The organism is Frigoribacterium sp. PvP032, from assembly GCF_017833035.1.
Lineage (GTDB): Bacteria > Actinomycetota > Actinomycetes > Actinomycetales > Microbacteriaceae > Frigoribacterium.
In genome coordinates this window covers 1,215,354-1,238,298 of sequence record NZ_JAFIBM010000001.1, presented here as the reverse complement: position 1 = coordinate 1,238,298, position 22,945 = coordinate 1,215,354, and the positions used below count along the sequence as shown (strand labels likewise).

The window sequence follows — 22,945 nt, the reverse complement described above, 5'->3', positions numbered from 1 at the left end:
CCGATGCGGCAGAGGTAGGACCCGTGCGCACCCTTGACGATGCATCACCCGACCCGACAGGGGTCGAGCTCCAGCCCGCCGACGCGCGGGCCTCTCTCGACGCCATCGAGCAGGCCTGGACGCAGATAGCCCCGCTGCAGGGAGCCCGTCTGCGCGAGGCCGTCCGCTCGGCTCCCGAGGAGGAGTGGAGCGGTCGACCGCTCATCCTGCTCGCCCTCGCCGCCAGCTACCGATCGGTCGGCTCCCGCTCGCGCAGCGCGGCGCTGCCGTGGTTCCGCGGCGTGGCCAAGGCCATCGACGCCGACCCCGGCCTGCCCCTCGAGGTGCGCGCCGGCTACCACGTGCACCTCGGCGCCGCGCTGCGGACGCTCGGCAACCTCGTCGTCGCCCACGAGCACCTCGAGGTCGCCCGCACGATGATCGAGAGCGACCTCTCCGAGTCGATCACGGCCCGCATCAGCCTCAGCGCCTCCTTCTCGCTGCAGCTCGGCCTCATCCGCCTGCACTACGGCGAGTACGACCAGGCCCAGTTCGCGCTCGGGCTCGCCTCGGGCCTCGGCGAGGAGCACCTCAGCATCGCCGAGCGCGTCGAGTGCCTGTCCGCCCTCGCCTACGTCGCCGTGCTGCTCGGCGAGTTCGCGCTCGCCGACGAGCACCTCGAGCACGCCGCCGAGCTCGCCGAGGGCACCGACCTGCTCGCCAGCTCGTTCGGGGCCCTCGCCCAGATCGCCCGGCTGCACCTCGCTCTCGAGCGGGACGACTCCCCCGGCGGGCACGACGACCTCGTCGCCCGCGTGCACCTCGCGGCCCGCGGCAGCGACTGGGAGGCGCTCGGCTGGTTCGCCGAGGCGACCGTCTTGCTCGCCCAGGGCCGCTCGATCGAGGTGCTCGACCACCTCGGCCGCATCTCGCGCCTCGTGCAGGGCTTCACCGGCGCCGTCGTCCTCGGCCGGTCGGCCACGGCCCTCCGTGCCGAGACCATGCTCCAGCTCGGACAGGCGCAGGAGGCGCGGCGCCTGGCCCAGCCCCTCTCGCCCGGCGACCGCCACATCGAGTGCCCCGCCCGCGTGCTCGCCCTCATCCACCTCTCGACCGGCGAGCCGCAGGCCGCGCTCGACGACCTCGAGGCGTGCCTCGTGCTCGGCGACCTGCACTCGGAGCGCACCGTCGGGCACGTCCACGCCGTCGCCGCGGCCGCCCACCTGGCCCAGGGCGACACCGCCCAGGCCGACATCGCCTTCGACCGCGCCCTGCTCGAGGCAGGCCACTCGGGCGCCAGCTGGGTCTTCGGCACCCTGCCGGAGCCGCTGCTCGACCATCTCGTGGCCCGCGCCGTGCAGCGCGACCAGCCGCAGGCGACCCTCGGCGTGCTCGCCCGCCTGCACACGGCCGAGGGGCCGGACGTGCCTCCCCTCGCGGAGCCGCTGAGCGACCGCGAGCTCGTCATCGTGCGCCACCTGGCGACCGGCCAGACCCTCGGCCAGATCGGCAGCCAGCTGTTCATCTCGGTCAACACGGTCAAGAGCCACGTCCGGAGCATCTACCGGAAGCTGCAGGCGACGTCCCGCCGGGAGGCGATCGCCCGGGTGCGCCAGCTCGGGCTGCACGTCGACGAGGACTGATCCCGCCGAGCCGAGCACTGACCTGCCGGGCCGGGGGGCCGGGCCTGACGGGCCGGGGGCCGGGCCTGCCGGGCCGGGGGCCGGGCTGTTCCCTCGCCGTGCGGTAGCCTCTCGCGGTGCACGACGAGCCGACCCCCGCCTCCCCCGCCCCAGCCTCAGCCCGCCCCTCGCTCGGTGAGCAGCTGCTGCGTCGCAAGCCCCTCGAGGCCTTCGCCCGAGAGGCCGAGGCGTCCGACGCGCGGGGCCTCCGGCGCACCCTGGGCGTCTGGCACCTGACCGCCATCAGCATCGGGGCCACGCTCGGCACGGGCATCCTGGTCGTGCTCGGCACCGCGGTGCCGCTGGCCGGGCCCGCGGTCTGGCTGGCGTTCGTCCTGGCGGGCGTCGCCGCCCTGCTCTCGGCCCTGTCGTACGCCGAGATGGCGGGCAGCGTGCCCGTCTCGGGCTCGAGCTACAGCTACGCCTACGCGACCCTCGGCGAAGGCATCGCCTGGGTCTGCGGCTGGTGCCTCGTGCTCGAGTACGCCGTGTCGGTCGCGGCCGTCGCGGTGGGCGCCGGCCAGTACGTCGACGAGGCGCTGCGCGTCTTCGGCCTCGCACTGCCAGACGTCGTCGCCGGTCCGCCCGCCGAGGGAGGCCTGCTGAACCTCCCCGCCGCCGCCCTCGTCCTGCTCGCCACGCTCGTGCTCGTCCCGGGGGCCCGCGAGAGCGCCTGGGTCAACACCGTCCTGGTCGTCGTCAAGGTCGGCCTGCTCGTCTTCTTCGTCGCCGTCGCGTTCACCGCCTTCAGCGTCGGCAACTTCGAGCCCCTCGCCCCGATGGGGGCCGCCGGGGTCTCGGCCGCCGCCTCCCGCCTGTTCTTCTCGTACATCGGCTTCGACGCGGCGTCCACGGCCGGCGAGGAGGCGCGGGACGCCAGACGGGACCTGCCGCGGGCGATCGTCGCCTCGATCGTCATCATCACGGTGCTGTACATCCTGGTCGCGGTGGCCGCGGTCGGCGCCCGCCCGTGGCAGGACTTCACCGACGGCGAGGCGACCCTCGTGACCATCGTGGCCGACATCACGGGCCAGCCGTGGGTCGCGTTCCTGTTCGCCGTGACCGCGGTCGCGGCCATCGCCTCCGTCGTCCTCACCGTGCTCTACGGGCAGACGCGCATCTTCCTGTCGATGGCGCGCGACGGGCTCGTGCCGTCGATCCTCGGCCGGATCTCGCCGCGGACGCGCACGCCCGTCGCCGGCACCCTGATCGTCGGCGGCGCGGTCGCCGTCACCGCGGCGTTCATCCCCCTCGGCGCCCTCGCCGACGCGACGAGCATCGGCACGCTCTTCGCCTTCGCGCTCGTCAACCTGTCGGTGATCTGGCTGCGGCGCAACCGGCCGGAGCTCGAGCGGACCTTCCGCGTGCCGCTCTACCCCGTCGTCCCGCTGCTCGGCTTCGCGACCTGCGTGCTGCTCATGGTGACGCTCGGCGGGGTGACCTGGGCCGCGTTCGCCGTCTGGATGGCGGTCGGGGTCGCGGTGTACGCGCTCTACGGCCGACGCCACTCGGTCGTCGCCCGCGGCTGACGCCTCCTGCTTCCTCGGTGCCGTGGACCGGATCCGGGAACGACGAAGGCGCCGCTCCCCGTGGGGAGCGGCGCCTCCTGTGCTCGCGGACGAGCAGGCAGTGCTGTGCGACCGAGGTCGCGAGGGGCCGTGCGGCCCCCGGTGCTACTTGAGGGTGACGGTGGCGCCGGCAGCCTCGAGCTGAGCCTTGGCCTTCTCGGCCGTCTCCTTGTTCGCACCCTCGATGACGGTGTTGGGGGCACCGTCGACGACGGCCTTCGCCTCGCCGAGGCCGAGGCTCGTGAGCGCGCGGACCTCCTTGATGACCTGGATCTTCTTGTCGCCGGCAGCCTCGAGGACGACGTCGAAGCTGTCCTTCTCCTCGACCTCCTCGGCGGGGGCGGCGGGGCCGGCGGCACCGGCAGCGGCCACGGGGGCAGCAGCGGTGACCTCGAAGACCTCTTCGAACTTCTTCACGAAGTCGCTGAGCTCGATGAGCGTGAGCTCCTTGAAGGCCTCGATCAGTTCGTCCTGCGTGAGCTTCGCCATGGTGTTCTCCTTGTTGTGTTCTGTAAGTGGTGGTGGTTGCTGCGACAGCTGTTAGCTGTCGGCTTCCTGCTTCGCGCGCAGCGCCTCGACCGTGCGGACGGCCTGCGACAGCGGAGCGTTGAACAGGTAAGCAGCGCCGAACAGCGAGGCCTTGAAGGCGCCGGCCAGCTTGCCCAGCAGCACCTCCCGCGACTCGAGGTCGGCGAGCTTGGTGACCTCGGCTGCGGTCAGGGCGTTACCGTCGAAGTAACCGCCCTTCACGATCAGCGCGGGGTGTGCCTTGGCGAAGTCACGCATGCTCTTGGCGACGGCGACAGGGTCTCCGTGCACGAAGGCGATCGCAGACGGGCCGACGAGCTCGTCGTCGAACGAGCTGATGCCGGCGTTGTTCGCCGCGATCTTGCTGAGCGTGTTCTTCACCACGGCGTACGTCGCGTCTGCACTGATGGCGGTGCGGAGCTCCTTGAGCTCCGCCACAGTGAGACCGCGGTACTCGGTGAGCAGAACGGCGGTCGAGCTACGGAAGTTCTCCGTGAGCTCGGCGACCGATGCTTCCTTGTTCGCCATGGCTCTCCTAAAACGTGGGTGTGCCGGCAGCCCCCTGGCACTCGCTCACGTCTCGTCCGAGGACGGGGCATGGAAAAAGCTCCGGCGCTGGCGCACGGAGCTGGATCTCGCAGAAGCGAGGAACGACTTCACACACCTGCGCTGGTCGCTCTCTCTCGAGAACCTTCGGTCTCCGTCTGCGAGCAGACAGGGACAACCGGCGGTCTTGGGCTGGGTACACAGTAGACGCAGGAGGCGCGTCGACGCAAGTCGCGCCTCCTGCGGTCAGGTCGTGGCCCGTTCTGCAGCCCGTGGCGCGCTTGCCGCAGGGATCCCCGCGAGCGGCAGGCGGACCGTGAAGACGGCGCCGTCGGCGCTGCTCGCGACCGAGACGTCGCCGCCGTGGGCGTGCGCGACGGCCTCGACGATCGCGAGCCCGAGCCCGGTCGAGCCCGCCTTGCGCGAGCGCGAGCTGTCCGCCCGGGCGAAGCGCTCGAACAGCACCGGCAGCACGGCCGGGTCGATGCCCGGCCCCTCGTCCGACACGGTGACGACGGCGCAGCGGGCTGCCGCGTCGACGGCGAGGGCGACGTGGACCGGCGTGCCCTCGGGCGTGTGGGTCCGCGAGTTGGTGAGCAGGTTCGCGACGATCTGGTGCAGCCGCATGGCGTCGCCCGGCACGACGACCGGCTCGTCGGGCAGCACGACGTCGACGTCGTGGGCCGGGTCGGCCACAGCGGCGTCGTTGACGGCGTCGAGCACCACACGGGTCAGGTCGACGTCGGCCACGACGATGTCGCGGCCCTCGTCGAGGCGGGCGAGCAGCAGCAGGTCCTCGACGAGCGACGTCATCCGCAGCGACTCCGACTCGATCCGGCCCATCGCGTAGACGACGTCGTCCGGCAGCCCGGCGCCCATCCGCCGCGTCAGCTCGGCGTAGCCGCGCACCGACGCGAGGGGGGTGCGGAGCTCGTGCGAGGCGTCGGCGACGAACTGACGCACCTTGTTCTCGCTCTGCTGCCGCGCCTCCAGCGCCGCAGCGACGTGCCCGAGCATGTGGTTCAGCGACGCGCCCACCCGGCCGACCTCGGTGCGGGTGTCCGTGTCCTGCTCGTCGACGCGCTCGGCGAGGGCCACCTCGCCGCGGTCGAGGGGAAGCTCGGCGACGCGCAGCGCGGTGTCCGACAGCCGCTCGAGGGGCCGCAGGGCGCGCCGTACGACGGCGTAGGCGATGAGGATCGCGACGACGAGGCCGAGCAGGGTCACGAAGGCGATGGAGGCGATCATCCCGGCGACGGTCTGGGTCACGCTCTCGGTCGGCAGGCCCACGACGAGGTAGCCGGTCGAGACGGCGCCCGTCGACGACGAGCTGCCGCTCCGCGAGGTGAGGGTGACCGGGACGGCCTCGACGCGGTAGCCGCCGAGGTCGGAGCCGAGCGACACGGTGACCGGGCCGCCCGCGTCGGGCACGCTCGCCAGCGCCGCGGTGATCTCGTCGGTGAGGGGATCCACCAGCTCGCCGGTCTCGGTCACGGTGAAGGCCTGCTGCACGACGTCGCCGACGAGCACGGCGGTGAAGGTGCCCGGTGCCTGGCGAGGCTCGCTGAACGCGTCGCTGTCCGGGCTCAGGCTCGGCCGGCCGGCCGACCCGCCGATCGACGCGGCGGCCACCGCCCGGCTGGTCGCGCTGGCGAGGTCGTCGTCGAGCTGACGCATCAGCGACCCGCGGAGCGCGACGACGCTCACGGTGCCGATGACCACGGTGAGGAGCACCACGATGGCCACGATGCTGAGGATCAGGCGGTTGCGCAGCGTGAGGGGGGCGGAGGCGCGGGGCACGCGCCCGAGGAGCCCGGCGAGACGGGACCCTCCGGGTGCGGCCGAGCTCACGACGTGGGCTTGATGACGTAGCCCACGCCGCGCACGGTGTGGATCATCGCCTCTTCACCCGCGTCGATCTTCTTGCGGAGGTACGAGATGTAGATCTCGACGACGCTCGACTTGCCGCCGAAGTCGTAGCTCCAGACGCGGTCGAGGATCTGGGCCTTGCTGAGCACGCGGCGAGGGTTCCGCATCAGGAAGCGCAGCAGCTCGAACTCGGTCGCCGTCAGCTCGACCTCGCGCCCGCCGCGGTGCACCTCGTAGCTCTCCTCGTCGAGCACCAGGTCGCCGACCACGATGCGGCTGTCGCCCGCCTCGCTGACGGCCGAGGCCGAGCGGCGGATGAGTCCTCGCAGCCGGGCCACCACCTCCTCGAGGGAGAACGGCTTGGTGACGTAGTCGTCGCCGCCGGCCGTCAGGCCGGAGACGCGGTCCTCGACCGAGTCCTTCGCGGTGAGGAACAGGATCGGGGTGTCGTCGCCCCCTGCCCGCAGGCGGCCGAGCACCTGGATGCCGTCGATGTCGGGCAGCATCCAGTCGAGCACGATCGCGTCGGGCTGGAACTCGCGGGCGAGCGCGAGGGCGCCCTGACCGTCGGAGGCGGCCCTGACGTCCCAGCCCTCGTAGCGGAGAGCCATGGAGAGGAGGTCGGTGAGGCTGTTCTCGTCGTCGACGACGAGGACTCGGAGGGGCGAGCCGTCGGCCCTGGTGAGTCGGGGGGCCTGTGCGGAGGTGGGAGTCGTCGTGGTCACGCACTCAGCTTCGAGCCGGTTCCTATGAACCAACTGTGCTGCTCCGATGCGTTGCCTGCGCGTCTCTCATAGGGACCTCATGGTCGGCCCATCGGGTGCTGCGAGACCGCCTCCCTAGCGTCGCCTCCGACCTGATCCCCCGCGGATCCCCCTGCACCGAGGAGACCCACGATGTTCTTTACCTACCTGCTCAGAGAGCTCCGCAACAGACGCAAGCAGACCATGATCATCGCGGCGGGCACGGCCCTCGCCATCGCGCTCGTCATCGTCGTCAGCGGTGTGGCGACCGGCGTGCGGAACGCCCAGTCGTCCGTGCTCGAGTCCGTCTACGGCGTCGGCACCGACGTCACGATCACCCAGACCGCCGAGCCGGGCGCCGACGGCGGCGGCCCGGGCCAGCAGTTCGCGTTCGGCTCGGGCGACGGCACGACCACCGACGACGGCAGCACCGAGGTCGCGCAGAGCACGCTCTCGGCCGCCCGCGGCACGGCGACCTTCGACTCGTCCGCCCTGGCGACCGTCGAGGGCGTCGACGGCGTGTCCGCCGCGACGGCCACGCTGAGCCTGCAGAACTCGAGCTTCTCGGGCACGCTGCCCGACTTCTCGCAGGGCGCAGCAGGAGGCGCGGGCACCGACGGCGCGACCGGCTCCGGCACCGACACCGACACCGGCACCGGCACCGACGGGACCGACACGGGCACTCAGCCCGCGCCTCCCACGGGCGGAGCGGACGGAGCCGGCGGCAGCGCCTTCGACGTCGACCAGTTCTCGGTCACGGGCCTCGACCCGAGCGCGGCCGCGGTCGGCCCCCTGACCAGCGCCTCGCTCGTCGACGGCCGTGCCCTCGCCGCCGACGACGCGGGCACCGACGTCGTCGTGCTCGACCAGACGTACGCCACGAGCGCCGAGCTCGCGGTCGGCGACACGCTGGCCGTCGGCGGCACGGACTTCACGGTGGTGGGGATCGTCTCGTCCACGTCGTCCGACGCGGCCACCGCCTCCGACGCGTACGTCCCCCTCGACACGGCGCAGGCGCTCAGCGGGCTGACCGACCAGATCAGCGACGTCTACGTGACCGCGGCGAGCGCCAGCGGCGTCGACGCCCTGAAGACCGACCTGCAGGCCGCCCTGCCCGACGCCACCGTGAGCACGCAGTCCGACCTCGCGTCGAGCGTCTCCGGCTCGCTGTCGACCGCCTCCGACCTGATCGGGAAGCTCGGCACCTGGCTCTCCGTGATCGTGCTCGCCGCGGCGTTCCTCATCGCGATCCTGTTCACCGTCTCGGGCGTCAGCCGCCGCACCCGCGAGTTCGGCACCCTCAAGGCGATCGGCTGGAGCAACGCGCGCATCACCCGCCAGGTCGCAGGCGAGTCGATCGTGCAGGGCCTGGTCGGCGGCGTCGTCGGCGTCGCGGCAGGCCTCGTCGGGCTGCTCGTGGTGAACCTCGTCGCCCCGACCCTGTCGGCTGCGGCCACCACGGCGGCGGCCGGCCCCGGCGCGGGCGGTCCCGGCGCGGCCACCGACGCAGGAGGCGCGGCGGCGGCCGGCGGCGGCGGCCTCGGCCAGCAGGTGGCCGCGGCCACGACGGACGTCGTCCTGCACGCCCCCGTCACGATCTCGGTCGTGCTGCTCGCGGTCGGCCTGGCCGTCGTCGGCGGGCTGCTCGCCGGGGCCGCGGGCGGCTGGCGCGCGTCGCGGCTGCGCCCGGCCGAGGCGCTGAGGAGCGTCGCGTGACCGACATCAGCACCACCACCTCGTCGGCACCCGCCGGCCTCGTCGACCCGACCACCACCTCCGGAGGCACCCCGCCCATGTACACGCTCACCGCCGTCACCAAGACCTACTCGCAGGGCAAGAGAACCGTCACGGCTCTCGACGGGGTCGACCTCGAGATCCCCGCGGGCCAGCTGGTCGCGATCCAGGGCCCGACCGGAGGCGGCAAGTCGACGCTGCTGCAGATGCTCGGGGCGCTCGACCGGCCGACGAGCGGCACGGTGCGGCTGGGCGACTCCGACCTCTCGACGGCGGGCGACCGTGCGCTGGCGGCGGTGCGGGCCCGCGACGTCGGCTTCGTGTTCCAGGGCTTCAACCTGATCCCGACGCTGACGGCCGCGGAGAACGTCGAGACGGCGTTCGCGGACGACTCCGTGCCGCGCCCCGAGCGGCGAGCGCGGGCGAAGGAGGCGCTGGTCTCGGTCGGGCTCGCGGAGCGGGCCGACCACCTGCCAGGCGAGCTCAGCGGCGGCCAGCAGCAGCGGGTCGCCATCGCGCGTGCCCTGGTCAAGGAGCCGACCGTGCTGCTGGCCGACGAGCCGACCGGGTCGCTCGACGAGACCACCCGCGACGAGATCATGGACCTGCTCGAGGGCGTCTGGCGCGACCGCGGGCTGACCCTCGTCATCGTCACGCACGACTCGGCCGTCGCCCGGCGTGCCGAGCGGCGCCTGCGGATCGCGGGCGGGAAGGTCGCCGAGCTGCTGCCGACGGCCTGACGTCCGAGTCCGAGGGCGGGACCCGGCGCGGTGCCGGGTCCTGCCTCGTCCTCGTCCTCGTCCTCGTCCTCAGGTCAGCCGCGCGGGTAGTCCGCGCAGGCGAAGCGCGTCGAGTCGGGCGCCCAGCAGGGCACGTTGATCGTGCCCTGGCCGCCGAGCAGCCGCAGCACGTCGTGCGGCTGCTCCCCCGGCGTCGGCAGCCCGTCCGGGCCGAGCGGCAGGGTGCGGAGCACGACGTCGCGGTCCTCGGGGTGGCCGAGCGTGCCCGTCGGGTAGCCGAGCCAGAGCAGGGTCGCCCCGTCGAGCGAGACGTGCGGGAACCAGTTCACGAGCTCGTCGTCCGTGACCTGCACGAGCTCGCCGCCGTCGGGCCGGGCCCGGAACAGCTGGGCGTGGCCCGCCACGCCGCCCGACGCCCGCTCGGAGTTGAACCAGACGTGCTGCCCGTCGGGCGAGAACTCGGCGCCGTCGTCGGGGTGGACGTCCGAGGTGACGGGGGTCGGGGCGCCGTCGGCCACCGAGACCAGCACGACGTTCGTCTGCCAGCCGGCCCGCGCCTCCTCGTCGCCGGGGTCTGCTGCTGCCTCGGGCAGCGCCCCGACGATCACGCTGAGGGTCGCGCCGTCGGGCGAGACGCCGTGCAGGTAGTTCTTGTGGTTGCGGTCGGCAGGGTGCTCGCGCGTGACGCGGCGTGCCTCCCCGCCGGGCGCGACGCCGTCCCACGGGACCTCGTAGAGGTGGCCGTCGCGCGAGCTGACGAACACGCCGCCCTGGTCGGGCGCGATCACGTGGTCGTTGTTGATCTCGGGCACGTCGCCCAGCGGGACCGGCACGAGCGCCGACTCGTCGACGCCGCGGGCGTCCGCGGGCAGGCGCCAGAGCAGGCCGTCGGCGTTGACGACCAGCCAGTGGCCGTCGGGGCTCCAGTTGGGCGCCTCGACGAGCACGCTCGTGCTCTCGAGCACGACCTCGACGGCGCCGGTCGCGGGGTCGACGACGAGCACGCGGCTCGACTGTCCGGGCTGCAGGGTGCGGGGCACGGGGGTTCTCTTCTCTCGTCGTTCGGGTCTCGGCATTCAGGAACGCAGGCTTGCTTGATCCTGAACGGTGCACCGATCAGGACTCCGCCTCCCCCCGCCGCGCGGATCAGGACTGATGTTCCTGAATGAGGAGGGGCAGGGCAGGGCTACTGGTTGGAGAAGGCGGCGTCGAAGGAGGCGGTGGGCCGGGGCCAGAGCAGCGAGCGCACGTGGGCCAGCGCCTCGGGCGCCCCGTGCAGCCGGTCCATGCCGGCGTCCTCCCACTCGATCGAGATCGGCCCGGCGTAGCCGACGGCGTCGAGGGTGCGGAACGCCGACTCCCAGTCGACGTCGCCGTGCCCGGTCGAGACGAAGTCCCAGCCGCGACGAGGGTCGCCCCAGGGGAGGTGCGAGCCGAGCACCCCGGCACGGCCGCTGCTCGGCCTGACCCGCGTGTCCTTGCAGTCGACGTGGTAGATCCTGTCGGCGAAGTCGACGATGAAGCCGATCGTGTCGACGCCCTGCCACAGCATGTGCGACGGGTCCCAGTTGAAGCCGAAGGCCTCGCGGTGCTCGATCGCGTCGAGGGCGCGGACGCTCGTCCAGTGGTCGTACGCGATCTCGGACGGGTGCACTTCGTGGGCGAACCGCACGCCCTCGCCGTCGAAGACGTCGAGGATGGGGTTCCAGCGGGCGGCGAAGTCCTCGTAGCCGGCGTCGATGACGCTCTCGGGCACCGGAGGGAACATCGCGACGTACGGCCAGATCGACGAGCCCGTGAAGCCGACGACCGTGTCGACGCCCATCCGCCGGGCGACCCTGGCCGCCCGTTTCATGTCCTCGGCCGCGCGCTGGCGGACGCCCTCCGGCTCACCGTCGCCCCACGTGCTCGGGCGGACGATCGCCTGGTGCCGGAAGTCGATCGGGTCGTCGCAGACGGCCTGGCCCGTGAGGTGGTTCGAGATGGCCCAGACGCCGAGGCCGTGCCGCTCGAGCACGTCGAGCCGGCCGCGCAGGTACGCGTCGTCCTTGTCGGCGCGCTCGAGGTCGAGGTGGTCGCCCGACGCGGCGATCTCGAGGCCGTCGTAGCCCCAGCCCGCGGCGAGCGCCGCGACCTCCTCGAGCGGCAGGTCGGCCCACTGGCCGGTGAACAGCGTGACGGGGTGCGAGCTCTCGCCCATGTCGGCCTCTCTCGTCGTCGGTGCGTCGGCGCGTCGGCGCGTCGGTGCAGCTCCATCCTGGTCCACTCCGCGCCGGTCCACGAGGCGGCCCCCCACGGGTCGGTCGTTCACGAGGGCACGTCCACCCAGCGCCGCTCGGCGGCGGCGAGCAGGACGCTCTCGGTGACGACGACGGCGCGGCGGCCGTCCTCGAAGGTCGGCAGCCCGTCCGGCCGTCCGCCGCGCACGGCGTCGTGCACGTCGCGGACGAACGAGGCGAAGGCGTCGTGGTAGCCCATCGGGTGCCCGGCAGGCAGCGTCGAGAGGCGGGCGGCGTCCGGCACGAGCCGGGCCGCGTCGCGCACCACGACCTCGGACGCGGCGCGACGGCCGATCCAGAGCCGGTCGGGCTCCTCCTGCGAGAACTCGAGGCTCTCGGCCGTGCCGGCGACGTCGACGAGGAGGCGGTTCTTCCGCCCCGGCGCCACCTGCGACACGAAGAGGGTGCCGATGACGCCGGCGGCCGTCTCGAAGACGACCGCGGCCTCGTCCTCGGTGTCGACCGGGCGGCCGCCGCGTTCGTCGTGGACGCGGTCGACGACGGCGGAGAGGCTCGCGACGCGGTCGCCCAGGACGAACTCGACCAGGTCGACGAGGTGGCTGCCGATGTCGGCGAAGGCACGCGAGGGGCCGCCCGAGGCCGAGTCGACCCGCCAGTCGACGTCGTCGCGGTCGAGCAGCCAGTCCTGCAGGTAGCTGCCGCGGACGCTCAGCACGCGGCCCGTGACGCCCGAGGCCACCCTGGCCCGCGCCTCCCGCACCATCGGGTGGTACCGGTAGACGAACGGGACCGCGGCGGTCCTGCCTGCCGTCCGGGCTGCCCGCACGAGCTCGTCGGCCTCGGCCGTCGAGGTGGCCAGCGGCTTCTCGCAGACCACGTGCTTGCCGGCTGCCAGGGCCGCGAGGGCGAGCCGCGCGTGCAGGGTGTTCGGCGTGCAGAGGTGGACCACGTCGACGCCGGGGTCGTCGAGCAGGTCCTGCACGGTGTCGTGGGCGGTCTGGATGCCGAGTGCGGCGGCGGCCCAGGAGGCGCTGGCCGGGCTCGACGACGCGACCGCGACCACCTGCGCGCCGGCCGCCCTGGCCGCGGCCGTGTGGACCCGCCCCATGAAGCCGCCGCCGACCACCCCCACCCGGAGGGGCGCGACCGAGGTCACGCCCCTCCGGGTCGGGGCGACGTCCGCCAGGCGAGGCGCCGCCTCCCCCACGTCGGTCACCGCCCCTCCCCCGTGGTCAGGCCCGGCCGGTCGCCGTCACTTGACGGCACCGGACGACAGACCGGTGATGAGGTGCTTCTGCACGAGCATGAAGCCGATCAGCACGGGCAGCGAGACGACGACCGAGGCCGCCATCAGCTGGTTCCAGTAGACGTCCTGCTGCGAGGCGTACGCCCTGAGGCCGATCGACAGGGTCCTGGTGTCCTTGCTCGTGAGCACCGAGGCGAAGAGCACCTCGCCCCACGCCGTGATGAAGGCGTAGACCGCGACGGCGATGATGCCGGGCTTCGCGACGGGGATGATCACGCGGAACAGGGCGCCGAGGCGTCCGGTGCCGTCGATCATCGACGCCTCCTCGAGTTCTTTCGGGATGGAGGCGAAGTAGCCCGTCAGCATCCAGATCGAGAACGGCAGGCTGAACGTCATGTAGGTGATGATCAGCCCGAGGTAGCTGCCTGTCAGCTGCACCCCGACCGTGCGCTGGATCTGCACGAAGATCAGGAACAGCGGCAGGAGGAACAGGATGCCGGGGAACATCTGGGTCGAGAGCACCACGAGGCTGAAGCTGCGCTGGCCCTTGAAGCGGAGCCGGGCCAGAGCGTAGGCGGCCAGCACGGCCATGGCCACCGACAGGATCGTCGCCGAGATCGTCACGATCAGGCTGTTCTTGAAGTACGACGCCAGGGGCACCGTCTGCCAGATCTGGACGTACGGCTCGAGGGTGACGCGCGAGGGGATCCAGGTGAACAGGCCCTGCACGTCGGCCAGCGGCTTGATCGAGGTCGTGAGCACCACGTAGAGCGGGACGATCACGACCAGCGACAGGAACGCCAGGCCGAAGAAGCGGAAGATCTTGAAGCCGCGGGTCTCAATCATTGTCGTGCTGCCCCTTCGGGAGGACCATCCGGATGTAGAACGCCGACGCGATCAGCAGCACGACCAGGAGCATGACGCTCATGGCGCCGCCGAGGCCGAAGTTCCAGTTGTTGAAGCTCTGCTGGTAGATCAGCGGCGAGATGAGCGTCGCCTGCTCGGGCGAGGCCGGGCCGAAGAGCACGTACGGCACGTTGAACTGGTTGAAGATCCAGAGGCTCATGATGAGCAGCAGCACGGCGTTGGCGGGCTTCACCATCGGCAGCGTGATGTTCGTGAACTGCTTCCAGAGGCTGGCGCCGTCGAGGCTGGCGGCCTCGTAGACGTCGCCCGGGATGTTCTGCAGCGCCGCGAGCAGCATCAGGAACGCGAAGGGCCAGAACTGCCAGGCCGTCACGATGACGATCGCCCAGAACGAGTTCCCGCCGAGCAGCCAGAACGGCCTGTCCTGCAGGATCCCGAGGTCGTCGACCAGGAACCGGTTGATGGCCCCGTCGCGCTGGTTGAACATGAAGGCCCAGGCGATGGTGCCGACGTACGAGGGCAGCGCGTAGGGCACGAGGAACAGGGTGCGGAGCAGGCCCCGGCCCTTGAACGAGCTGGTCAGCAGCACGGCGCCGAGCATGCCCATGCTCCACGCGATCGCGACGACGATCACGGTGAAGAGCAGGGTGCGGCCGAGGGCCCCGTAGAGCTGGCCCGCGATGGGCGAGCTGGGGTCGAGGGCCGTGACGAAGTTCTGCAGGCCGACGAAGGGCGCGTTCACCCAGTTGGCGATGCTGAGCTGGTTCAGCGTGATGAACGCGATCCAGATGCCGAGCACCATGGGGACGATGTGGACGAGCAGCTCGGCCAGGGCCGCGGGGGCGACCAGGAAGTAGGCGAGCGGCGAGCGGTGCTTCTTGCGCTTCGCGGGCTCGATCGGAGCCAGCTGGTGCGGATCAGGGGCCGACTCTTTCTCGGCGGTGGCGGGGGGCAGAACGTTGACGGTCATGACGGTCCTCTCGGCGGGGCTGGGGGGCCCGTCCGGCCGACTGCGCTGACGCTGTCGGCCGGACGGGTCCCCGCACGGTGGGACGGGGCTACTGACCCGTGGTCATCTGGCTGTTCGCGTCCTCGAGGGCCGACTTCACGTCGGCCTCGCTGACGGAGCCGCCCTGGGCCGCGGTGGCGAGGAGGTCCTTGATCGCGGTGCCGACCAGGGTCTCCATCTGTCCCTCGGAGGGGTAGAGGGGCATGGGCTGGGCGTGGTCCGCGAGGATCGTCTGCTTCAGCTTGATGACGTCCGTCTGGAACGCCGGGTCGTCGTACGCGGTCGTGACCACGGGCAGCGAGCCGAACGACTCGTTGAGGTACTTCTGCTCGTCGTCGCTCGTGAGGTGCTTGACGAAGTCGATCGCCGCCTCCTTGTTGCCCGAGTTCTCGAAGACGCTGACGTTGATGCCGGCGACGTGGCTCTGGGTGCCCTCGAGGCCGGTGGCGTCGGCGGTCTCCATCGGCACGGGTGCCGCGGCGTAGTCCGTGAAGTTGCGCGACTTGAGGTTGTCACCGGGAGCCTGGTCGAAGAACATCGCGGCCTGGCCCTCGGCGAAGGTCGCCGCCATGTCGGAGCCGTTCACGCTCTCGGCGTCGGACGGCGAGACGACCTTGTCGACGGCCATCAGGTCGACCCACTCCTTCACGCCGGTCACGACGCCGTCGTTGCCGAAGTCGGGGTTGCCGTCGTCGTCGTAGAGCGAGCCGCCGTTCTGCAGGCCGCGGACGAACGCCTGGTGGGCGTTGTTCGCGATGCTCGAGCCGGCCATCGTGACGCCCCACTGGTCGATCTGGCCGTCCCCGTCCGTGTCGATCGTCAGCTTCTTGGCGTCCTCGACGAACTCGTCCCACGTGGCGGGCGGAGTGGTGATGCCGGCCGCCTCGAACATGGCCGTGTTGTAGTACAGCGAGTACGACAGGCCGTAGATCGGCACGGACGTCGGGGCCTGGCCCTCGGCGCCGCCCGTGGCGAAGCTCGACTGCACGAAGCGGTCCTGGCCGCCGATCGCGTCGAGGGCCTCGCCCTCCCACGGCACGAACGCGCCGCTCGACTGCAGCGACACCGCCCACGTGTTGCCGATGTTGAGCACGTCGGGGCCCTCGCCGCTCGAGACGGCGGTGAGGATGCGGTTGTAGAGGTCCGACCACGGGATGACCTCGAGGTCGACCTTCACCCCGGTCTCCTCGGTGTAGCGGTCGATGGACTCCTGCAGGATCTCGGCGTCGCGCTCGACCGTCGGGGCCTGGTTGCTGGCCCAGTAGGTGATCGTGTCGCTGTCGCCGCTGCCGCCGGAGGCGGAGCAGGCGGTCATCGAGCCTGCCGCGACGACGCCGACGGCGAGGGCGGCGACCCAGCGGAACTTCTTGGTGTTCATGTCTTCTCCTGGTTTCTCATCTTCGAGAGGTCTCTTCATCGAGCGGGGGAAGTGCTGTGTGGCTGTGGTGCTGAGCTGCTTCGGTGCAGTGGTGCTGTGGTGCTGTGGTGCTGTGGTGCTGTGGTGCTGTGGGAGGGAAAGTGGAGGGGCGGTGTCCCGGTGGCGGGCCGGCCTCGTCGTCGAGGTCGGCCCGCCCAGGGCTCAGCCGAGGGTCGGGACGGACGGGTCCCAGTCCTCTGGCAGCTCGGGCGTGGGCTCGAGCGACGACTCGACGACGACGCCCTCGCCGCGCTCGGCCGACTCGGCCAGCGAGACCATGACGTCGAGCACGTGGAACGCCAGCTCGCCGGGGACGCGCTCGCGACGGCCCTCGCGGATCGCCTGGGCGAGCTCGGCCACGCCGGTGCCGCGGGTGAAGGTCGAGCCGGAGGCCGGCACGACGGTCGGCTGCTCGCCGCCGGTGTGCACGACGGTGTCGCCCTCGAACTCGTTCGGGTCGGGGAACACGGCCGTGCCCTCGGTGCCCGCGATCTCGACGAAGCCGGCACGGGCCAGCTTCGAGTCGAAGCTGAAGACGGCCTGCGCGCTGGCGCCGTTCTCGAACTGGAGCAGGGCGCTGATGTGGGTCGGGACCTCGACCGGGAACTCGGTGCCCGCCTTGGGGCCGGAGCCGATGACGCGCGTCTCGCGGGCCTTCGAGGAGGTGGCGGTCACCTTCGCGACCGGGCCGAAGACCTGCACGAGGGTCGTGAGGTAGTACGGTCCGACGTCGAACATCGGTCCGGCACCGTGCGCGAACAGGAACTCGGGGCTCGGGTGCCACGACTCGGGGCCGGGCACCTGGAACAGCGTCAGGCCGGTGAGGGGCGTGCCGATGTCGCCGCGGCGGACGACGCGGAGCCCGGTCTGGATGCCCGACCCGAGGAACGTGTCGGGAGCGACGGCGACCCGCACCCCCGCCTCCTTCGCTGCCTGCAGCAGACGGGCGCCGCTCTCGCGGTCGAGGGCGTAGGGCTTCTCGCCCCAGACGTGCTTGCCGGCCGCGACGGCCTTGAGCGCGACCTCGACGTGGGCGGCGGGGATGGTGAGGTTGACGACGATCTCGACGCCGTCGTGGGCGAGCAGCTCGTCGACCGAGCCGCTGCCGGGCACGCCCCACTTCTCGGCCTGCGCGGCGGCGCGGGGCTCGTCGATGTCGGCGACGAAGAGCACCTCGAGGTCGGGGAACTTCGTCAGGTTGCCGAGGTACTGGTCGCTGATGACGCCGGCGCCGATGACGCCGACCCCGACGGGGCCGGTGCGGGCGTCGCGGGCGGCGACGCTGTCGGAGGTCGTGGCGGTGTCGGTCATGCGCGGACTCCCTGCAGGAACTCGTAGCTGTCGGTCAGCGCGGTGAACACGTCGCCGCGGGTGTCGTCGAGCTCGACGACGGCGAGGGCCTGGGGAGCGGCCCGGAGGATGTCGCGCACGGGCATGACGCCCTTGCCGACGGCTACCTGCTCGGAGTCGTCCTTGCTCTTCGGCCCGTCCTTGACGTGCAGGAACTGGACCTGGTCGCCGAGACGGGCCAGCAGCTCGGCCGCGTCCACGCCGCCGACCTCGACCCAGTAGGTGTCGATCTCGAGCACGACGCCGGCCGGCAGGGCCGCCGCGAAGATCTCGAGGGCAGGGGTGCCGTCGATGACGGCCTCGAGCTCGAACTCGTGGTTGTGGTAGCCGACCGAGAGGCCGTGGGCCGCCGCGGCGTCCGAGATCGCGACGAACTCGGCGGCGATCGCCTCGACGTCCTCTCGGGTGACCCAGCGCGTCTCGTCGATGTGGGGATCGATCACGGTGCCGACGCCGAGCCGGACGGCGGCGGCGAAGATCGGCTCGAGGTCCTGGCCGACGAGCTTGGCGTGGGCGCTCGGCGCGGTGAGGCCGGCGGCGGGCAGCGCCTCCGCGTACTCCTCGACGCGCTCGACGAAGCCCCACGGCTCGACCTGCGTGTAGCCGATGTCGGCGATGCGCTGGAGGGTGCCGGGCAGGTCGGCCGCGATGGCGTCCCTGACCGTGTAGAGCTGGACCGAGATCGGTGATGTCACCAGGGGTACTCCTCTTCGAGTGGGGCGAGTACGGCGTCGCTGCCCCTCGTGGGGAGTCGATCACCGCTGATCGAGACCGACCATAGGACCACTTCTGTCGGAGCGCAAGCAAAAGTCGTCACCGATCGGCGGTCTTGTCTCGGCCGTCGCCTCGGCCTGTGCTTTACTGCTCACCATGTCCGACACGACGCGGTCGTCCGCGCTCGGCAGCACGGGGGCCAGCGAGCTCTTCCAGCTGCTCCGCGACGGTCGCCCGCGCACCAGGGCCGAGCTCGCCGCCATGACCGGGCTCGCCCGCTCGACCGTCGGCCTGCGGCTCGACGCCCTCGTCGAGCTCGGGCTCGTCGGCCCCTTCGCGGACGCCGTCTCGACCGGCGGACGCCCGCCGTCCCGGGTCGCCCTCGTGCCGTCGGCCAGGGTCGTGCTCGGCGCCGACTTCGGGGCCGGCCACCTCAACCTCGTGCTCACCGACCTCGTCGGCGAGACGCTCATCGGGCGACGCTCGCTGCTCGACGTCGCCGACGGGCCGGAGCCGGTGCTCGCGACCATGGTCGCCGAGGCCGACGCCCTGCTCGCCCAGCTGGGGCGCACCCGCCGCGACCTGATCGGGGTGGGCATCGGCCTCCCCGGCCCCGTGCAGTTCAGCACGGGCAGGCCCGTCAACCCGCCGATCATGCCCGGCTGGGACGGCTTCGACGTGCCCGGCTGGGTGCGGGGCCACCTCGACGTGCCGGTGCTCGTCGACAACGACGTCAACATCATGGCCCTCGGCGAGCGCAGCTTCGCGTGGCCGGCCGTCGACCACTTCATGTTCGTCAAGGTGGCCACGGGCATCGGCTCCGGCATCATCTCGGGCGGCCGGCTGCAGCGGGGTGCCCAGGGCATCGCCGGCGACATCGGCCACGTGCAGGTGCCGCGCGGCGCCGGCATCGCGTGCCACTGCGGCAACGTCGGCTGCCTCGAGGCCGTCGCCTCGGGTCCGGCCATCGCCGCCGCCCTGCGCCGCGCGGGGCACGACGTGGCCGGCGGCGCCGAGGTGATCGACCTGGTGCGGGCGGGCGACATCGACGCCATCCAGGCCGTCCGCCAGGCCGGCCGCGACATCGGCGAGGTGCTGACCGCCTGCGTCAACATGATCAACCCGTCGACGATCGCGATCGGGGGCTCGATGGCCCAGGCCGGCGAGCACCTCATCGCCGGGGTGCGCGAGGTCGTCTACTCGCGGTCGATGCCCCTGGCCACCGAGCACCTGAGCATCGTCCAGTCGCGGTCGGGCGACAGGGCGGCCGTGATCGGCGCCAGCATGCTGGCCATCCACCACGCGCTCTCCCCCGCGGCCATCGACGAGCTGGCCGCCGCCGTCTGAGGCGCCGGCCCCGGCTGGTGCCCCGCGGTCGCTGACCGCCGGTCGCCCGCCGCCGATCGCCCGCCGCCGACACGAGGAGGCGCCCTGTCGCGACCTGCCCCGGTCACGAGCGACAATGGAGGCATGTCCGTCGTCCAGCCCATGCTCTCGCTCTGGGACGACGACGAGACCCTCGCCGCGCCTCCTGCGGCACCGCGCCGGCCGGCGCACGAGCTGCGCGTGCTCGCCGACTCGACCGACCGCATCGCGTGGCTCCGTGCCCGCAGCCGCGGCATCACGGCCACCGACGTGGCGCGGCTCTCGAGCCCCAGGGCCGTGCAGGCGGTCGTGCTCGACAAGCTCTACGGCAACGGCTTCGGCGGCAACGCCTACACCGACCACGGACGCGCCCGCGAGCCGGAGATCGCCCGCTGGGTGCTGTCCGAGCACCGCATCGCGCCGAGCTCGAAGTTGTTCCACGCCCACGAGCAGCAGCGCCACCTCGCGACGCCCGACGGCGTGGCCGTGCGCGACGACGGCACCGTCGAGCTCTGCGAGATCAAGACGACGAAGAAGGCCTGGACGAGCATCCCGCGCTCGTACCTGCGGCAAGTGTTCTGGCAGCAGTACGTGCTCGGGGCCGAGCGCACGCTCGTCGTGTGGGAGCAGCACCTCGACTTCGTGCCCGTCGACGCGGTGCCGCAGTGCCGCTGGGTCGATCGCGACGACGACGAGATCCACCGCCTCGTGGGCCTCGCCGACACCGTGCTCGACACGCTCGCGCGCCAGGCGCCGGTCGACCCGTTCGCCCCGGGAGTGCGTGCGTACGAGCCGCCGCCCTACGACCCGCTGCGCTGAGGCGCGCCCTGTCCTGACCCGCCGCGCGCTGGCTCGTGGTCGACCCCGAGCACGCGCCACCGGCTCAGCCAGATCACGGCAGCGCTCAGCCCCGCGATGACCACGGCGATGACGAGGCACCAGACCGCGACCCCGCCCGCGCCGAGGCGCTCGACGTCGAGGAACGGGTACGGCACGAACGACTGCCCGCGCAGCAGCACCACGACGACCCAGACCAGCGGGTACACCAGGAAGACCCAGAGCCGACGCCACGCGATGCGCCCCCGGTCGCCGACCAGCACCCAGTCGAGCAGCGCGAAGAGCGGGATCCACTTGTGCAGGGTGTCGTTCGACCACTGCACGTTGAACGAGTTGTCGAGGGCGACGTCCGTCAGCAACACGTTGTAGACGATGCCGGTCGTGACCATGTACGTCGCGGCGGCGCCGCGCAGCACGACGCTCCACTCGGGCGCCTCACGGCGGCGCAGCAGGAACACCGCCCCGACGACGAACGCCACCGCGGCGATCAGGTTCGACTGGATCGTGAAGTAGCCGAAGAAGTTGGCGAACTGGTACACGGGGCTCTCCACGCTCCGCACCCACTGGCCCACGACGGCCGCGAGCACGGCCAGCGCCGCGAGGAGGCGGAAGGCCGCGGGCACGACGGCGGGCACGGTGGTCACGGCGGGCGTCGACGGTGTCATCCCGTCACCGTAGCGAGGTTTCGCCAGACGGTGACACCCGCGAAACACGTCCGACTCATCTGCTGTCGACACTGGGGTGACGGGCGCCCCGGCGGGGCGCCGTGGACGGACAGAGGAGCCCGATGACGCACACGACGATGCGTGCCATGGTGATCGAGAAGACGGGCGGGCCCGAGGAGCTGATCGCGGCCGACCTGCCGTGGCCCTGCCGCGTCGGCTCGGACGTGCTGGTGAAGGTGCACGCCGCGGGCGTCAACCGGGTCGACGCCGAGGCCCGCGCCGGCCGCGCCGACAGCGGCGCCGTCCGGGCCTGGCCCGCGGTGCTCGGCCACGACTTCAGCGGCGTCGTCGTCGAGGCCCCCTACGCCGCCCACCCGCTGCGGCCGGGCGACGAGGTCTTCGGCATGGCCGCCTTCCCGCACACGAGCGGCACGTACGCGGAGTACATCAGCGTGCCTGCCACCTCCCTCGCCCGGAAGCCCGCGACGCTCTCGCACGTCGAGGCCGCCGGAGTGCCGCTCGCGGCCCTGACGGCCTGGGGCATGGTCGTCGAGGTCGCCAAGGCACACGAGGGCCAACGAGTGCTCGTGCAGGCCGGCGCAGGAGGCGTGGGCCACTTCGCCGTGCAGCTCGCGTCGTACTTCGGAGCACACGTGGTCGCCACCGGATCGCAGCGCAACAGCAGCTGGCTGCGCGAGCTCGGCGCCGACGAGGTCGTCGACTACGGCTCGGCCGAGCTGACCCGCAGCGTGCGCGACGTGGACGTGGTCATCGGGCTGGTCGACGACGACGACGTCGCCGAGCAGTCACTCGCGGTGCTGCGGCCGGGGGGCCTCGCCGTGCACGCACCGGTGCGCTCGTGGCGGACCTTCGCCGCCAAGGCCGAGGCGAAGGGCGTCCGGTCCACGGGCTTCGCCGTCTGCCCCGATGCGTCCACCCTCACGGTGCTCTCCCGCCTGATCGACTCGGGCGACCTGCGGGTGCACGTCGACGACATCTACGACCTGGCCGACGCCGCCGACGCCCACAGCCGGCTCGAGCAGAGCCACACGCGGGGCAAGCTCGTGCTGCGCGTGGCCGACGAGTGAGTCGCCGCCTGCCCGCCTGACGGGCGCGGGCCTGACGGGTGCACGCCTGTCGGGTGCCCGCCTGACGGGCGCGGGCCTGACGGGCGCCTGTCGGGCTAGAGGCCGCGGGCGAGCACGAAGTCGTCGTGGGTCTCGGTGCCCACGGTGAACCGCTTCGTGCCGACCCGCTCGAAGCCGTGCTTGGCGTAGAAGGCCTGCGCGCGGGAGTTCTGCTGGTTGACGCCCAGCCAGATCGAGGAGGCGCCGGTCGCGCGGGCCGTCGCCAGCGCCGCCTCCATGAGCACCCGCGCAGCCCCCTGCCCGTGGGCGTCGGGCGCGACGTAGAGCTTGCTCAGCTCGACGGTCGGGCGGACCTCGACCGCGGCGGCCACGTCGGCGTCGGCCGGGTCGCCCGTGACGAGCATCGCGTAGCCCCGCAGCGGTGCTCCGAGCAGCGGCGCACCGGGAAGCGCAGAGCCGGGCAGCGGGGCGCCGGGCGCGGGCGCGTCGTCCTCCAGGGCGAGCACGTGCCGCGTCGGGTCGGCCAGGTAGTCGTCGAAGCGCTCCTCGCTGAGCACCGTCGTGACGAACCGGGCCATGTCGACCAGGGCGGTGCCGGGCGGGCAGGCCAGGGGGAACGTGAGGGCCGCCACGGAGGCGAGGGCCGGGGCGTCGGAAGCGGTGGCAGGGCGTGCGGTGACGGTCACGCCTCCATGGTGCCGCACCCGCGCCTCCTCGTGCTCACCGTGCCCACCGGGCCCGTGCGCTCGTGCGCTCGC

22 protein-coding genes are annotated in these 22,945 nt (G+C 72.3%); 8 read left to right on the top strand and 14 right to left on the bottom strand.

Going from position 1 to position 22,945, the window contains the following annotated elements; all coding sequences use genetic code 11:
- The first annotated feature begins 23 nt into the window (after positions 1–23).
- Both JOE35_RS16055 and JOE35_RS05745 read left to right on the top strand, forming a co-directional pair.
- Complete coding sequence (locus tag JOE35_RS16055) at positions 24–1,622, top strand: LuxR C-terminal-related transcriptional regulator (protein WP_209560274.1); 1,599 nt, start codon at positions 24–26, stop codon at positions 1,620–1,622.
- Positions 1,623–1,738: 116 nt separating this feature from the next.
- On the top strand, positions 1,739–3,190 hold the full coding sequence (locus JOE35_RS05745) for an APC family permease (protein ID WP_209560273.1): 1,452 nt from the start codon (positions 1,739–1,741) through the stop codon (positions 3,188–3,190).
- Between the two features lie 144 nt (positions 3,191–3,334).
- On the opposite strand, the gene rplL is transcribed toward JOE35_RS05745, so the two are convergent.
- From rplL to JOE35_RS05725, 4 genes are all read right to left on the bottom strand, one after another.
- A complete protein-coding gene (rplL, locus tag JOE35_RS05740; RefSeq protein ID WP_123546684.1) occupies positions 3,335–3,718 on the bottom strand; it encodes a 50S ribosomal protein L7/L12 in 384 nt (127 codons plus the stop codon).
- A 51-nt stretch (positions 3,719–3,769) separates the two neighbouring features.
- Positions 3,770–4,285 carry a 50S ribosomal protein L10 gene (rplJ, locus tag JOE35_RS05735; RefSeq protein WP_123546685.1) on the bottom strand — a complete coding sequence of 172 codons (516 nt, stop codon included), beginning with the start codon at positions 4,283–4,285 and terminating at the stop codon, positions 3,770–3,772.
- A gap of 264 nt (positions 4,286–4,549) precedes the next feature.
- Positions 4,550–6,103, bottom strand: a complete 1,554-nt coding sequence (locus JOE35_RS16050; protein ID WP_209560272.1) for a HAMP domain-containing sensor histidine kinase — start codon at positions 6,101–6,103, stop codon at positions 4,550–4,552.
- 47 nt (positions 6,104–6,150) lie between these two features.
- The gene (locus tag JOE35_RS05725) at positions 6,151–6,897 is read right to left on the bottom strand and encodes a response regulator transcription factor (protein WP_209560271.1); all 747 of its coding nucleotides are present in this window, start codon (positions 6,895–6,897) and stop codon (positions 6,151–6,153) included.
- Between the two features lie 171 nt (positions 6,898–7,068).
- Between JOE35_RS05725 and JOE35_RS05720 the strand changes: the two genes are divergently transcribed.
- Together JOE35_RS05720 and JOE35_RS05715 are read left to right on the top strand one after the other, a co-directional pair.
- Entirely contained in the window at positions 7,069–8,631 is a 1,563-nt protein-coding gene (locus tag JOE35_RS05720; RefSeq protein WP_209560270.1) for an ABC transporter permease, read from the top strand.
- A 77-nt stretch (positions 8,632–8,708) separates the two neighbouring features.
- A complete protein-coding gene (locus JOE35_RS05715; RefSeq protein WP_209561902.1) occupies positions 8,709–9,389 on the top strand; it encodes an ABC transporter ATP-binding protein in 681 nt (226 codons plus the stop codon).
- 74 nt (positions 9,390–9,463) lie between these two features.
- Here the strand turns inward: JOE35_RS05715 and JOE35_RS05710 are convergent, their stop codons facing one another.
- The 8 genes from JOE35_RS05710 to JOE35_RS05675 form a co-directional block, all read right to left on the bottom strand.
- Positions 9,464–10,429 carry a biopolymer transporter Tol gene (locus JOE35_RS05710; RefSeq protein WP_307802958.1) on the bottom strand — a complete coding sequence of 322 codons (966 nt, stop codon included), beginning with the start codon at positions 10,427–10,429 and terminating at the stop codon, positions 9,464–9,466.
- A gap of 146 nt (positions 10,430–10,575) precedes the next feature.
- On the bottom strand, positions 10,576–11,589 hold the full coding sequence (locus JOE35_RS05705) for a sugar phosphate isomerase/epimerase (protein WP_209560268.1): 1,014 nt from the start codon (positions 11,587–11,589) through the stop codon (positions 10,576–10,578).
- 107 nt (positions 11,590–11,696) lie between these two features.
- Positions 11,697–12,845: a Gfo/Idh/MocA family protein gene (locus tag JOE35_RS05700; protein ID WP_374099695.1), complete on the bottom strand. Its 1,149-nt coding sequence runs from the start codon at positions 12,843–12,845 to the stop codon at positions 11,697–11,699.
- Positions 12,846–12,881: 36 nt separating this feature from the next.
- A complete protein-coding gene (locus tag JOE35_RS05695) occupies positions 12,882–13,721 on the bottom strand; it encodes a carbohydrate ABC transporter permease (protein WP_146899186.1) in 840 nt (279 codons plus the stop codon).
- On the bottom strand, positions 13,714–14,712 hold the full coding sequence (locus JOE35_RS05690) for a carbohydrate ABC transporter permease (RefSeq protein ID WP_209560267.1): 999 nt from the start codon (positions 14,710–14,712) through the stop codon (positions 13,714–13,716). The genes JOE35_RS05695 and JOE35_RS05690 overlap by 8 nt, the downstream gene beginning before the upstream one ends.
- A gap of 88 nt (positions 14,713–14,800) precedes the next feature.
- Positions 14,801–16,129: a sugar ABC transporter substrate-binding protein gene (locus tag JOE35_RS05685; protein ID WP_209560266.1), complete on the bottom strand. Its 1,329-nt coding sequence runs from the start codon at positions 16,127–16,129 to the stop codon at positions 14,801–14,803.
- Between the two features lie 201 nt (positions 16,130–16,330).
- The gene (locus JOE35_RS05680) at positions 16,331–17,479 is read right to left on the bottom strand and encodes a Gfo/Idh/MocA family protein (protein ID WP_209560265.1); all 1,149 of its coding nucleotides are present in this window, start codon (positions 17,477–17,479) and stop codon (positions 16,331–16,333) included.
- A complete protein-coding gene (locus JOE35_RS05675; RefSeq protein WP_209560264.1) occupies positions 17,476–18,213 on the bottom strand; it encodes a sugar phosphate isomerase/epimerase in 738 nt (245 codons plus the stop codon). The genes JOE35_RS05680 and JOE35_RS05675 overlap by 4 nt, the downstream gene beginning before the upstream one ends.
- Before the next feature lie 175 nt (positions 18,214–18,388).
- On the opposite strand from JOE35_RS05675, the gene JOE35_RS05670 reads away from it, so the two are divergent.
- The gene (locus JOE35_RS05670; protein ID WP_209560263.1) at positions 18,389–19,579 is read left to right on the top strand and encodes an ROK family transcriptional regulator; all 1,191 of its coding nucleotides are present in this window, start codon (positions 18,389–18,391) and stop codon (positions 19,577–19,579) included.
- Positions 19,580–19,702: 123 nt separating this feature from the next.
- Positions 19,703–20,416, top strand: a complete 714-nt coding sequence (locus tag JOE35_RS05665) for a YqaJ viral recombinase family protein (RefSeq protein ID WP_245186059.1) — start codon at positions 19,703–19,705, stop codon at positions 20,414–20,416.
- Here the strand turns inward: JOE35_RS05665 and JOE35_RS05660 are convergent.
- On the bottom strand, positions 20,398–21,099 hold the full coding sequence (locus tag JOE35_RS05660; RefSeq protein ID WP_209560262.1) for a Pr6Pr family membrane protein: 702 nt from the start codon (positions 21,097–21,099) through the stop codon (positions 20,398–20,400). The two genes, JOE35_RS05665 and JOE35_RS05660, sit on opposite strands and share 19 nt — an antisense overlap.
- A 122-nt stretch (positions 21,100–21,221) precedes the next feature.
- On the opposite strand from JOE35_RS05660, the gene JOE35_RS05655 reads away from it, so the two are divergent.
- Both JOE35_RS05655 and JOE35_RS16215 read left to right on the top strand, forming a co-directional pair.
- Complete coding sequence (locus JOE35_RS05655) at positions 21,222–22,187, top strand: NADP-dependent oxidoreductase (protein ID WP_245186058.1); 966 nt, start codon at positions 21,222–21,224, stop codon at positions 22,185–22,187.
- A gap of 16 nt (positions 22,188–22,203) precedes the next feature.
- Positions 22,204–22,335 (top strand): pentapeptide repeat-containing protein, encoded by a 132-nt coding sequence (locus tag JOE35_RS16215; RefSeq protein ID WP_209561898.1) that lies wholly within the window; start codon positions 22,204–22,206, stop codon positions 22,333–22,335.
- Here JOE35_RS16215 and JOE35_RS05645 read toward each other — a convergent pair.
- Complete coding sequence (locus JOE35_RS05645) at positions 22,283–22,873, bottom strand: GNAT family N-acetyltransferase (RefSeq protein ID WP_209560261.1); 591 nt, start codon at positions 22,871–22,873, stop codon at positions 22,283–22,285. The two genes, JOE35_RS16215 and JOE35_RS05645, sit on opposite strands and share 53 nt — an antisense overlap.
- Positions 22,874–22,945: the final 72 nt, after the last annotated feature.

Coding starts and splice junctions, on each gene's coding strand:
- JOE35_RS05695 (WP_146899186.1), bottom strand. CDS start 13,721: ATGATTGAGACCCGCGGCTTCAAGATCTTCCGCTTCTTCGGCCTGGCG.
- JOE35_RS05715 (WP_209561902.1), top strand. CDS start 8,709: ATGTACACGCTCACCGCCGTCACCAAGACCTACTCGCAGGGCAAGAGA.
- JOE35_RS05680 (WP_209560265.1), bottom strand. CDS start 17,479: ATGACCGACACCGCCACGACCTCCGACAGCGTCGCCGCCCGCGACGCC.
- JOE35_RS05660 (WP_209560262.1), bottom strand. CDS start 21,099: ATGACACCGTCGACGCCCGCCGTGACCACCGTGCCCGCCGTCGTGCCC.
- JOE35_RS05690 (WP_209560267.1), bottom strand. CDS start 14,712: ATGACCGTCAACGTTCTGCCCCCCGCCACCGCCGAGAAAGAGTCGGCC.
- rplJ (WP_123546685.1), bottom strand. CDS start 4,285: ATGGCGAACAAGGAAGCATCGGTCGCCGAGCTCACGGAGAACTTCCGT.
- JOE35_RS05705 (WP_209560268.1), bottom strand. CDS start 11,589: ATGGGCGAGAGCTCGCACCCCGTCACGCTGTTCACCGGCCAGTGGGCC.
- JOE35_RS05665 (WP_245186059.1), top strand. CDS start 19,703: ATGTCCGTCGTCCAGCCCATGCTCTCGCTCTGGGACGACGACGAGACC.
- JOE35_RS05685 (WP_209560266.1), bottom strand. CDS start 16,129: ATGAACACCAAGAAGTTCCGCTGGGTCGCCGCCCTCGCCGTCGGCGTC.
- JOE35_RS05720 (WP_209560270.1), top strand. CDS start 7,069: ATGTTCTTTACCTACCTGCTCAGAGAGCTCCGCAACAGACGCAAGCAG.
- JOE35_RS05655 (WP_245186058.1), top strand. CDS start 21,222: ATGACGCACACGACGATGCGTGCCATGGTGATCGAGAAGACGGGCGGG.
- JOE35_RS05670 (WP_209560263.1), top strand. CDS start 18,389: ATGTCCGACACGACGCGGTCGTCCGCGCTCGGCAGCACGGGGGCCAGC.
- rplL (WP_123546684.1), bottom strand. CDS start 3,718: ATGGCGAAGCTCACGCAGGACGAACTGATCGAGGCCTTCAAGGAGCTC.